Here is a 12,230-nt window from a genome sequence, read left to right on the forward strand (position 1 = left end):
AGTGTTATTAGGTAAACTCACTATCGCTGTTCCTAAGTGTTTTTGGGCTATAGATGGGAGAGAGTTATGGGTGTATATGAGCAAAGGACTTTGGATGTGGAGCTGCCCAGCATAAGTCCCTTCGGGACAACTATGCACCCAATAACACTTCAGCAAACGATAGATTTGATTGAACAACGTATTCATGCCAATCGTTTCACGCAGCATGTTGTTGTAAATGTGGCCAAGCTGGTCAATATGGCTAAAGATGACCAGTTACGAAAATCGATAGAATGCTGTGATATCGTAAATATAGATGGCATGGGAGTGGTGTGGGGTGCTCGTTTACTCGGGTATGATGTTCCTGAACGGGTAGCTGGAATTGATCTTTTCATATTCTTAGTTGAAATGGCGGCAGAAAGAAGTATTCCTATTTATCTTCTAGGAGCTAAGCAGGCTGTTGTTGAAGAAGTCGCATTAGCGTTGCAGCGGCAGTATGCTAAATTAAAAGTTGCAGGTTTTCATCATGGCTACTTTGGGGAAGATGAAGAAGAGGTTGTGAGCAATATTCGTAATTCTGGAGCAAAGATGCTTTTTGTTGCGATTTCCTCGCCTAAGAAAGAGATTTTTATTAATAAGTGGAAGGTCTCTTTAGGGGTTGATTTCGTAATGGGGGTAGGAGGGTCGTTTGATGTTATTGCAGGAAAGGTAAAAAGAGCCCCTCTCTGGATGCAGCGCAGTGGATTGGAATGGTTCTATAGAATGCTTCAAGAACCAAGAAGAATGACTAGGAGGTATTTAAAAACAAATATGGCATTCATAATAATGCTAATTAAAGAAAAGATCTGGAAGTAGAATACATAAAAATCTCATAAAGTCCTATATCAAGGAAGTTCAAAGAAGTAAGAATAATAATGCTATAGGACTTAGCGGAACAAGGGGAGAGATAATGTACAACACTGGATTGGTTCGTCCATACCACTCATTGATCACGTTATTTCAGCATTTTGCAGACGTATTCATTATTCTGCTTTCTCTCTGGCTGGGTTGTAAGGGAATGGGAGTTACATTCGATACTCAGTACAGCCAACTGGGGCTATTGGCTTCTCTATTATACTTTCTATTTGCTACTCATCAGGATATTTATGAATCATGGAGGGGGCAGTCTATTCGTGATGAGATCCTGCTGGTTGGACGGGTATGGTTCGAGGTTCTGCTAGTTCTTCTAGCAGTGGGATTTGCACTTAAAAGCACGGAGTATTTTTCGCGTAAAGCATTGGCCTTTTGGGCGACTCTCTCACCTTTACTCCTAATAGGATTACGAGCAAGTGTTCGCGGAGTACTAAGAAAAATGCGATCTGTGGGCAGGAACTCGCGGAGTATCGTTATTGCAGGAGCAGGGGTCCTGGGTCTAGAGCTGGCAAAACTGATTGGTGAGTCCCCATGGATGGGAATGAATATCAAGGGCTTTTACGATGATAAACTGGATTTAGGAACCAAACCTATTCATAACTTGGATCTTGAGGTAATCGGGCCGCTAAAACAGCTACCTGTAGATATACATCACTATAGATATGACGAAGTATTTATTGCTCTCCCCATGCAGGCTGAGAATAGTGTAAAGGAGCTTGTATCTAAATTGGCGGATTCTACTATTCAAGTGCAGTATGTTCCCGATATTTTTACCTTTAACCTAATTAACTCTCGAATCAGGCACATTGGCGGCTTTCCTATTATCAGTGTGTATGATTCACCTTTGGACACCGTGGGGAGAATTATAAAAAGGGGGGAGGATATATTCATAGGAGGGCTGATATTGGCACTAATTTTTATACCAATGCTCATTATTGCTTTCCTTATTAAGTGTACATCCAGAGGGCCTGTATTTTTTAAGCAGAGACGGTATGGGCTAAACGGGGAGGAAATCTGGGTTTGGAAATTCCGTACTATGAGCGTTTGCGAAGATGGGTATGTAATTCATCAGGTTAAAAAAGATGATTGCCGTATTACCAGGCTTGGCTCAGTACTAAGGAAATGCAGCTTAGATGAATTGCCACAGTTTATTAACGTCATAAAGGGAAGCATGTCAATCGTCGGTCCTCGGCCACATGCTGTTGCTCACAATGAGCTTTATCGAAAGGAAATTGAAGGTTATATGCAGCGCCACATGATTAAACCTGGAATTACTGGTTGGGCGCAAATAAACGGTTGGCGTGGAGAAACTGACACTCTGGATAAAATGACAAAGCGTGTTGAACATGACATGCACTATATTCGAAACTGGTCAATCTGGCTTGATATCAAGATTATACTTCTCACACTTATTAAAGGTTTCATAAATAGAAATGCGTACTAATTAAGTAAGGAAATGTGGCTTTTTAATCAGAGCCAGTAAAGGGCGTTGTTAACTCTTTCGCTAAATATTAAATCATGAGGTGATTTTAATATTATGAGAATTTTAACAGTATTTGGGACACGCCCTGAGGCTATCAAAATGGCCCCAGTGGTTCGAATGTTAGAAAATGATGCTCGTATTGAAAGCGGAGTATGTGTTACCGCCCAGCACAGGGATATGCTAGATCGTGTACTGGATTTATTTGGTATTCGACCAGATTTCGATCTAAACCTTATGAAACCGGGACAAAGTCTAACCGATTTAACCTCTGCCGTATTGAGCGGTCTAGATCCAGTGTTAGCCAAGTTTGAGCCGGATTGCGTACTGGTTCATGGAGATACCACTACCACATTAGCAGCATCTTTGGCAGCTTTTTATCGGCAGATTAAAGTTGGGCATATAGAAGCTGGTTTGAGAACTAACAATATTTATTCTCCTTGGCCTGAAGAAGCTAATCGAAAAATAACTGGAGCCTTAGCGAGTTTTCATTTTGCGCCGACGGAGATTTCGAAGCAAAACTTGATTCGAGAAAATGTTCCGGAGTCCAGAATTATTGTTACTGGGAATACGGTAATTGATGCTCTGCTAGAGATAAAGAATAAACTATTGGGGGATGATGCGCTAAATAACTTGTTGGAGGAACAATTTCCATTTCTGCGAACAAGAGAAAAAATTATCTTGGTAACAGGACATAGGCGAGAAAGTTTTGGTAACGGGTTTGAAAGGATTTGTAATGCAATAGCTAAGGTGGCTGAAGACCATCCTGATGTCCAAGTTGTTTATCCGGTGCATCTAAATCCTAACGTTAGAGGACCAGTAAATCGAATATTGTTAAATATAAAGAATGTACACTTAGTTGCTCCACTAGATTATTTGACCTTTGTTAATTTAATGGGACGTGCTTATATGATCCTGACGGATTCAGGTGGAATTCAAGAGGAGGCTCCGTCTTTAGGGAAACCTGTTCTCGTAATGAGAGATGTCTCTGAAAGACCTGAAGCGATTCAGGCTGGTACAGTGAAGTTGGTCGGAACCGACACAGATAAAATAGTTGCTGGAGTGCGACTATTGTTGGAAAACGAAAAAGAATACCAAAGGATGAGTTTTGCCCATAATCCATATGGTGATGGTATGGCGAGCCAGCGAATTGTTTCTGAATTGCTTTCTTCAATCAAAGTCAATGAAACAGAGCTATGCCTTGTCTAATTATTTGTGGAGTAGCTGATTAATGAGTTTTGAAACAATTTCTGTTGTTGGATTGGGATATATTGGGCTGCCTACCGCGGCAGTAATTGCATCACGTCGCAAGACGGTTTTTGGTTTAGATATTAATCAGAATACGGTTGATATTATTAATCGAGGAAAGATTCATATAGTTGAACCTGAGTTGGATATGTTAGTCCATGCTGCTGTTACAAAAGGTTACCTAATTGCGAGTACCGTAGCAAAGGAATCTGATGCGTTCTTGATTGCTGTACCTACACCTTTTAAACGGAATTATGAGCCAGATTTAAAATATGTAGAAAGTGCCGTTAAGTTAATAGCACCAGTATTGCAGAAAGGAAATCTGATTATCTTAGAATCGACTTCTCCCGTTGGGACTACAGAAAAAATGGCGTCTTGGTTGGCTGAATTAAGGCCGGATCTAAGTTTTCCCCAAACTCATGGTGAAAACTCTGATATCAGGTTGGCACATTGTCCTGAAAGAGTGCTTCCAGGCCATATTGTAAGGGAGTTGGTTGAAAATGATCGTGTAATTGGAGGTATGACGACAAAATGCTCAGATGCGGCATGTGATCTATATAATATTTTTGTCACCGGTAAATGTATCTCGACTACTGCGCGAACTGCAGAAATGGTTAAGTTGGCAGAAAATAGCTTTCGGGATGTGAATATCGCATTTGCCAATGAGCTATCTGTTATTTGTGACAAGCATAATATAAGTGTTTGGGAGTTAATAAAATTAGCCAATAGACATCCTCGTGTTAATATTCTTCAGCCTGGGCCTGGTGTCGGAGGGCACTGTATAGCTGTCGACCCATGGTTTATTGTTAGTCAGTCGCCAGACGAGTCGCGTCTGATAAAAATGGCGCGAGACGTCAATGACGATAAGCCTTACTGGGTTGTTTCTAAGGTGAAAAAGGCAGTGAACTTGTTTCTAAGAAATAACCCAGGATGCACAGTAAATGATATAAAGATTGCTTGTTTTGGATTGTCGTTCAAGCCAAATATTGATGATTTACGAGAAAGTCCTGCTGTTTTAGTTGCAAAAAAACTGGCTAGTAGTTACAAGGGGCAAATATTGCTGGTTGAACCAAATATTGCTGAATTTCCTGCTGGATTTCCAAATGCTTGGGAGTTCGTAGATATGTATGAAGCTATTGATATAGCAAATGTCATTGTGCTTCTTGTGGATCATAAAGAGTTCTACAGACTTAAGTTAGATAAATTTGACAAGCGGTATTTGGTTGATACTCGAGGAGTCTGGCATGAAGGTTGATTTGTTATAATTATGAGCTTCGTAGTTAAACTCCTCGTAAATTGCCTAAAAAGAAGATCATTTGAAATCTGTAATCAAACACCATGGCGCCACCAACGGCGTCACTGGCTCCTGCCACGAACTCAAGTTCGGCGAAGCCGGATTTCTAATTGACTGTGGTCTATTCCAAGGTGATGAAGCAGCAGGAAAGTCTTCTGCAGATGATCTCAAAATTGACTTTCCGATTGAACATATTCAGGCGCTGATCGTCACTCATGTTCACATCGACCATGTCGGTCGCATTCCCTATCTTTTGGCTGCTGGGTTTAAGGGGCCCATATATTGTAGTGAGCCATCCGCTCTGCTGTTGCCGGAGATACTCGAAGATGCGCTCAAGATTGGTTTCACCAGGAACAGAGAGCTGATAGAAAAAGTACTGGGTTACCTCAAGACGATTATTCAGCCGGTTCCCTACGGTGAGTGGCTTTGTATCTACGACTCAGATAGTCGAAGGGTGAAGCTCAAGTTAGAACGGGCAGGGCATATACTGGGAAGTGCCTATGCTACTTTTCAGCTTCTGCAGGGGGATAATGACGAGCATGTGGTTTTTTCAGGCGATGTAGGGGCATCCAACGCGCCGTTACTGCCCGAAGCGAAATCTCCTGAGCGTTGTGATCGTCTGGTGATAGAGAGTACCTATGGTGATCGGATACATGAAGGTCGTGAAAACCGGGTAGGTACTCTTCGGCAGGTGCTGAAAAGATGTCTTGCGGACAATGGTGTTGTGCTCATCCCGGCATTCAGTATTGGTCGTACCCAGGAGCTTCTATATGAAATTGAAGAGACTCTTCACGACGACAAAATAAAAGAGGTAGGGAAGTTTTCGGAATGGGAGGTTGTGGTCGACTCCCCATTAGCTGCGCGATTTACTGAGCACTACCGAAACCTGGCTGAGTTCTGGGATAAAGAAGCCCGCGAAAGGCGTGAATTCGGCAGACACCCTTTAAATTTTTATCAACTGACGACGATTGCCTCACATGATCACCATAAAGCCTTTCTTCATCGTTGTCTGAGTGTTCGAAAGCCAAGAATCGTTATCGCCGGAAGCGGAATGTGTAATGGTGGGCGTATCGTTAATTACCTAAAAGCATTTATAGGAGACCCGACAACCGATATCCTTTTCGTGGGCTATCAGGCATCCGGTACTATCGGGCGTCAGATTCTGAAGCATAGTCCTGATAATGGGTTTGTTGTCCTGGATGGAAATCGATTTGACATCCGTAGTGGCGTCTATTCTCTGTCAGGCTATTCCGCTCATGCAGATCAGCAGGATTTGATAGATTTTGTGTCTGGAATCAGAATTAAGCCAAAAGAGATTAGAATAGTTCATGGTGATGAAAGGGCAAAGAAGGCTTTGCAAAGCAAGCTTAAGGCATTGTCTTTCGACTCCAAAGTAATAATTTCTCGAGCTCAGGAAACTGAATGAAAGTATTGATCACGGGGTTTACCGGCTTTGTTGGTAGGGCGTTGCTTGTAAAGAGTTCAGCGAGATTTGACAGCGTGGTTGGCACGACTCGTCAAAATATTGGGGAGCTGGAAGAGGAATTTCCTGAGAACGTCAAGGTTGTTCAAGCTCCGCCATTTGATCATAGCGAGTGGGGAGAAATACTCTCAGGAACGGACGTTGTTGTTCATTGCGCTGCCAGAGTTCACCAGGTTAGAGACCAGGCAAAAGATCCGCTAGCCGAATTTCGCAGGATAAATCGGGATGGTACAGCAAGTTTAGCGCGGTACGCGGCTGAAGCGGGGGTAATGAGGTTTGTTTTTATAAGTACTATTAAGGTCAATGGTGAAAAAACGTTGTCAGGTTTTCCATTTACGTCAGGTGACTTTCCAAACCCTACCTCTCCTTATGGGATTTCAAAACTGGAAGGGGAGGTTGCCTTAAAAGCTATTGCCGAGGAATTTGGTATGGAGTGGGTGATAATAAGGCCTCCTCTTGTATATGGCGCGGCTGCAAAAGGAAACCTGGCACTACTCGAAAAGATGGCTCAGATTGGGGTCCCGTTTCCGCTGGGAGGAATGGAAAACAGGCGCAGCTTGGTGAGTCTTGATCATCTGGTCGAGATAATCTGTACGGCAGTAGAGCGTCCTCAGGTAAAGAATTCCGTGTTGCTGGCCTGCGATAGAGAACCGGTTTCCACGGTCCAGATATATAGGAGGGTTTGTCAGAATGCAGGTAAACAAGCCCGTGTTATTACGCTGCCAGGGTTTATGCGTGGCTGGTTAATGTGGGTGTTAAAAAAAATGGGGCTCTACGAAAAACTTTTGGGAAGCCTGGAAATAGACTCAGAAGACCTATACAGAAAGCTGGGCTGGAAAACCGGTTCTGAAAAGTAAAATTTCCCCTTTGTTATACATGGCCCAATTGATTGTAATAGAATGGGCCGCTTTTGATTCGTGGCTGTATGTTTTAGGGCCTATTTAATACTTGGGGAATATTAGATGAAGATACTGATAACTGGAGGTGCTGGTTTTATTGGGAGTGCGGTTATTCGGCATATCCTGGAAAATACCGGTGATACCGTTATCAATGTTGATTACCTGACCTATGCAGGCAATCTTGAGTCGATACCTGATCACCTTCAGGGCGATAGATATATTTTCGAGCAAGTAAACATTTGCGATTTTCCAGAAGTTGAGCGAGTGTTCCTGGCGCATCAGCCAGATGCTGTCATGCATTTGGCAGCAGAATCTCATGTAGACAGGTCAATTGATGGGCCTGGGGAATTTATTCAAACCAATATTGTTGGGACCTATACGCTACTTGAGATGGCTAAGAGGTATTGGTCGTCTCTAGGTGCGGAAAAAAAAGCAGAATTTAGGTTTCACCATATCTCAACAGATGAGGTTTATGGTGATCTCGAGGGTACCGATGATCTGTTTACGGAATCAACGCCCTATGCTCCCAGTTCTCCCTATTCCGCGAGTAAGGCCGGTTCTGATCATTTGGTTCGGGCTTGGGGGCGGACCTACGGATTACCTGTCATTGTCACAAATTGTTCAAATAATTACGGGCCCTATCATTTCCCGGAGAAGCTGATACCTCATATGATTCTTAATGCCTTGTCGGGTAAACCGCTACCAGTTTACGGTGACGGACAACAAATTCGTGATTGGCTGTATGTTGAAGACCATGCCAGGGCACTCTATGAAGTTGTTACCAGAGGAGATATTGGGGAGACCTACAACATAGGTGGCCATAATGAGAAGACTAACCTTCAGGTTGTACATGCCATTTGTGATTTGCTCGAAGAGTTGGTTCCAGAGAAGCCAAATGGGGTTTCGAGTTATAGAGGACTTGTGCAGTTTGTAAAAGACCGCCCTGGCCATGATGTGCGTTATGCAATAGATGCTTCTAAAATCCATAAGGAATTAGGTTGGAAACCTGGGGAAAGCTTCGAATCAGGTATTCGAAAGACCGTGTGTTGGTACCTTGAAAATCGTCACTGGTGGGAACGAGTATTATCTGGCGATTACCAGTTGGCGAGGCTTGGTGCGAATGACTCTGGGCGAGATAGGGTGATGTAGATATGGCAAAGTATAAAGGGATAATACTGGCTGGTGGTTCTGGGACTCGTTTGCATCCACTAACCTTGGGGGTGTCCAAGCAATTGATGCCTGTATATGACAAACCCATGATCTATTATCCCATCTCAGTATTGATGCTGGCGGGAATCAGGGACATCTTAATCATTACAACGCCAGAGGATCAGGATAGCTACAAAAAGCTGTTGGGAGACGGTAGATCTTATGGCGTGAGTTTATCTTATGCAGTACAGCCCTCACCAGATGGTTTGGCGCAAGCATTTCTTATTGGCGAGGAATTTTTAGGTAGTGATAGCGCCTGCTTGGTCTTGGGGGACAATATTTTTTACGGGCAACACTTTACAGAGAAGCTTCGACTTGCTGCAAGTGTTGAAAAGGGCGCTACCGTCTTTGGGTATCATGTCAATGATCCTGAAAGATTTGGTGTTGTTGAATTTGATCAGTCAGGAAAGGCTCTTAGCATAGAAGAAAAACCGGTAAAGCCAAAATCGAGCTATGCCGTGACTGGGCTCTATTTTTACGATAATCAGGTTGTTTCCATTGCAAAGGATATTAAGCCATCCCCCAGAGGTGAGTTGGAAATCACTGACATAAATAATGCTTATCTTGAGCAGGGGATTTTGAACGTTTCTTTGCTGGGCCGGGGGTTTGCTTGGCTGGATACCGGGACGCATGATTCTCTAATCGAGGCGGGGCAATTTGTCCAAACCGTCGAGCATCGTCAGGGGTTAAAAGTTGCTTGCCTGGAGGAGATTGCTTACAGGCAAAATTGGATTGGTCGTGAAGAATTAAGCGAGAGAGCTGATCAGCTTAAAAAGACTGGTTACGGTCAATATTTACAGAAGTTACTGGACGGGTACAAATAAGCGTGAAAGTAATAGAAACAGGTATTGAGGGTGTGGTGATCATTGAGCCAAGGGTTTTTGGCGATGATCGTGGGTTCTTTCTTGAGACGTTTCAAGCTAATCGCTATAGGGATATGGTCGGAATTGATCTGGAGTTTGTCCAGGATAATCATTCAAGGTCATCAAAAGGAGTGTTAAGAGGGCTTCACTTTCAAAAAAACAAACCTCAGGGAAAATTGGTTAGGGTGGTCCGTGGGGCGGTATTTGATGTGGCTGTTGATATTCGGCCTGGCTCCACAACATACGGTAGATGGTTTGGTGTAGAGCTTAGTGAGGTCAATAAAAGACAATTCTGGGTGCCTCCCGGATTAGCTCATGGTTTTTTGGTTCTCAGTGATTTTGCGGATTTTGAGTATAAGTGCACTGATTATTATGATCCCGCTGATGAAGGTTCACTTATATGGAATGATGCCGACGTTGGGATTGAATGGCCTCTCGAATCACAACCGATCTTGTCAGAGAAGGACGCTAGGGCTGCCTGTTTGTCAGAGTTGGAGTTTAAATGAGGATATTGGTAGCCGGAGCTAATGGCCAGTTAGGCAGATGCCTGCAAGATTGTTTGAAAAATACCAGTCATCAATGGTTGGCGCTGAGTCGAAGCAGTTTAGAGATAACTGATTCGGAGCAGGTTAGGAGAGTGATTAATGAATTTGTTCCTGAAATCGTCATAAATGCAGCTGCTTATACTGCAGTCGATAGAGCTGAGTCTGAGCCGGATTTGGCATCTGGTGTAAATGTAGAGGGTGGGCGAATACTTGCTGAGAGCTGTTCGGTAGTAGGGGCGAGACTACTCCATGTATCAACGGATTACGTTTTCGATGGTACTGCCGGCAGCCCTTATAAGGAAGAAGACGAAACGTCTCCAATTGGAGTTTACGGTAAGACGAAATTGGCTGGAGAGAAGTTTGTATTGCTATCCAGTCAGCGAAATTTTGTTCTTAGGACATCCTGGGTGTTCAGCGAATATGGAAATAATTTCCTTAAAACGATGATCAAGCTCGCCACCAGAGAGCAGATTGGGGTGGTCGCCGATCAATTTGGAGGGCCTACCTACGCAGGGGATATTGCTGCGGCCTTGCTGTCAATGGCGGAGAAGTCACTAGATATGCTTGATGAAGGAGGGGTTTTTCATTTCTCCGGCGCGCCGTCAGTTAGCTGGTTTGATTTTGCAACGTTTATATTTGATGAGGCTGAACGGCTTGGAATCATTGATGACAGCCCTGAAATTAAACCTATCTCGACATCTGAGTATCCAACGCCAGCCAAGAGGCCAGCCTATTCTGTTCTGTCCAATGATAAGGTGATACGTACATTTGATGTGAAGCCATCTGATTGGAGGATGGCGGTATCCAAGGTCTTGCGTGCCTGTTCTTGAATGTGAAAGGTGTGATGACTAATCTTTTCTGCACGGCGTTTTTTTTGTAATTTTAATCGAGAGGTCTGACCGTAGTAGCTTAAGGTCGAATTTCCAAGGTTTCACAAACACTTAAACTACAAGGTAAAACCAATGCGCAATATGCGCTGCATGTTTGCATAGAAACCAGGTATAAAATGATCGGCATAGAACACATAAGCACTTATCTTCCCGCAGGCCGGATCGAAAATCTGTCCAGGCTTGAGCAATTTGGCATCAACGATACCTTTATTTCCGACAAGATCGGAATGGTGCAGTTGGCTGTCAAAGATAAGGCTGATGATACCTCTGATCTATGTGTGAAAGCAGTTAACCAACTGCTGATTGAAAAAGGAGAGATCCTTTCAGAGATTGAGTGCCTGATTGTCTGTACCCAGAATCCAGACCACTATGGCCTGCCGCACACCTCCGCAATTGTGCATGGAAAACTGGACCTGCCAAGTAACTGTGCCTGCTTTGATGTATCTCTTGGTTGTTCCGGATATGTCTATAGTCTTTCTATTATTCGGTCGTTTATGGAAGCCAATGGCTATAAAAAAGGTTTGTTGATAACAGCTGATCCATATTCCAAAGTCATAGATATGAATGACAAGAATACGTCACTACTGTTTGGTGATGCTGCGACCGTTACGCTCATGAGCGATCAGCCAAAGTGGCAAATAGGTAAGTGTGTGTTCGGGACTGATGGTTCACGCAATGAGGCTATCCAGGTCCGCGCCAGTGATCGTAAATTTGAAATGGCAGGTCGAGCCGTTTTGGATTTCTGTGCCAATATTGTGCCTGATAACATTCGAGAGACTTTGGCGCTTAACAACTTTCAAATTGGTGATATCGACAAGTTTATTCTTCATCAGGGGAGTAAGTTTATCGTTAATATGATCATCAAACGCATGGATCTTGATCCCGCCAAAGTGCCTTTTGAGGCATCCTCATACGGTAATACAGTTTCCTCTTCCATTCCTATGATTCTTGCTAACGAAAATGATGCTCAAAGTCTTGTGCTCTCAGGTTTCGGTGTTGGTGTTAGTTGGGGGTCGGTGGTGTTAATGAGGGATTAACCTACTAACTGAGTATCTGCTGATAGGTTCGTTTAATAAAGCAGTGCCATTGGTCTCAACGTTGATGGAGTTGCAAGCCGATATCTATCATTGTGAATAAGAGTTGTCTGGCAGTGTACCTGAGAACTAATTGCTTCTAGGGAGAGTCTGAATAACCCCAAGGTTCTGAGGTAATTCAAACTCTCGACGATATATGGCCGAATATTCAGAGTGTTTTTCCGGCCATTTTGGATCTTCCCCCCCTGTGGGGCGTCATCTGGGCTCACTGCCCCTATACCTGCAGCTCTTTCCTTGCCATCAGCAGATTGCTGAAGGCCGCCAACAGATAGAGCCGGCTCTTGTTCTTGGCCAAGCCTCGATAGCGGACTTTGTCGTAACCAAACACCTGCTT

11 protein-coding genes are annotated in these 12,230 nt (G+C 43.6%); all 11 read left to right on the forward strand.

Features of this window, described 5'->3' with window-relative positions; all coding sequences use genetic code 11:
• Positions 1-66 precede the first annotated feature (66 nt).
• Positions 67-834: a WecB/TagA/CpsF family glycosyltransferase gene (locus F566_RS0104380; RefSeq protein WP_020405757.1), complete on the forward strand. Its 768-nt coding sequence runs from the start codon at positions 67-69 to the stop codon at positions 832-834.
• Positions 835-928: 94 nt separating this feature from the next.
• On the forward strand, positions 929-2,335 hold the full coding sequence (locus tag F566_RS0104385) for an undecaprenyl-phosphate glucose phosphotransferase (protein ID WP_020405758.1): 1,407 nt from the start codon (positions 929-931) through the stop codon (positions 2,333-2,335).
• 93 nt (positions 2,336-2,428) lie between these two features.
• On the forward strand, positions 2,429-3,580 hold the full coding sequence (gene wecB, locus F566_RS0104390) for a non-hydrolyzing UDP-N-acetylglucosamine 2-epimerase (protein ID WP_020405759.1): 1,152 nt from the start codon (positions 2,429-2,431) through the stop codon (positions 3,578-3,580).
• 22 nt (positions 3,581-3,602) lie between these two features.
• The gene (gene wecC / locus F566_RS0104395; protein ID WP_020405760.1) at positions 3,603-4,874 is read left to right on the forward strand and encodes a UDP-N-acetyl-D-mannosamine dehydrogenase; all 1,272 of its coding nucleotides are present in this window, start codon (positions 3,603-3,605) and stop codon (positions 4,872-4,874) included.
• A gap of 61 nt (positions 4,875-4,935) precedes the next feature.
• Positions 4,936-6,339: an MBL fold metallo-hydrolase RNA specificity domain-containing protein gene (locus F566_RS0104400; protein ID WP_020405761.1), complete on the forward strand. Its 1,404-nt coding sequence runs from the start codon at positions 4,936-4,938 to the stop codon at positions 6,337-6,339.
• Positions 6,336-7,253: an NAD-dependent epimerase/dehydratase family protein gene (locus tag F566_RS0104405; protein WP_020405762.1), complete on the forward strand. Its 918-nt coding sequence runs from the start codon at positions 6,336-6,338 to the stop codon at positions 7,251-7,253. The genes F566_RS0104400 and F566_RS0104405 overlap by 4 nt, the downstream gene beginning before the upstream one ends.
• Positions 7,254-7,358: 105 nt before the next feature.
• Positions 7,359-8,444, forward strand: coding sequence for a dTDP-glucose 4,6-dehydratase (gene rfbB, locus F566_RS0104410; RefSeq protein ID WP_020405763.1), 1,086 nt, complete (start codon positions 7,359-7,361; stop codon positions 8,442-8,444).
• A gap of 2 nt (positions 8,445-8,446) precedes the next feature.
• Positions 8,447-9,328, forward strand: coding sequence for a glucose-1-phosphate thymidylyltransferase RfbA (gene rfbA, locus F566_RS0104415; RefSeq protein ID WP_020405764.1), 882 nt, complete (start codon positions 8,447-8,449; stop codon positions 9,326-9,328).
• Positions 9,329-9,330: 2 nt separating this feature from the next.
• The gene (rfbC, locus tag F566_RS0104420; protein WP_020405765.1) at positions 9,331-9,873 is read left to right on the forward strand and encodes a dTDP-4-dehydrorhamnose 3,5-epimerase; all 543 of its coding nucleotides are present in this window, start codon (positions 9,331-9,333) and stop codon (positions 9,871-9,873) included.
• Positions 9,870-10,742: a dTDP-4-dehydrorhamnose reductase gene (gene rfbD / locus F566_RS0104425; protein WP_020405766.1), complete on the forward strand. Its 873-nt coding sequence runs from the start codon at positions 9,870-9,872 to the stop codon at positions 10,740-10,742. Before rfbC ends, rfbD begins: the two co-directional genes overlap by 4 nt.
• A gap of 176 nt (positions 10,743-10,918) precedes the next feature.
• The gene (locus F566_RS0104430; protein ID WP_020405767.1) at positions 10,919-11,839 is read left to right on the forward strand and encodes a ketoacyl-ACP synthase III; all 921 of its coding nucleotides are present in this window, start codon (positions 10,919-10,921) and stop codon (positions 11,837-11,839) included.
• Positions 11,840-12,230 lie beyond the last annotated feature (391 nt).

It is taken from the genome of Hahella ganghwensis DSM 17046 (assembly GCF_000376785.1).
Lineage (GTDB): Bacteria > Pseudomonadota > Gammaproteobacteria > Pseudomonadales > Oleiphilaceae > Hahella > Hahella ganghwensis.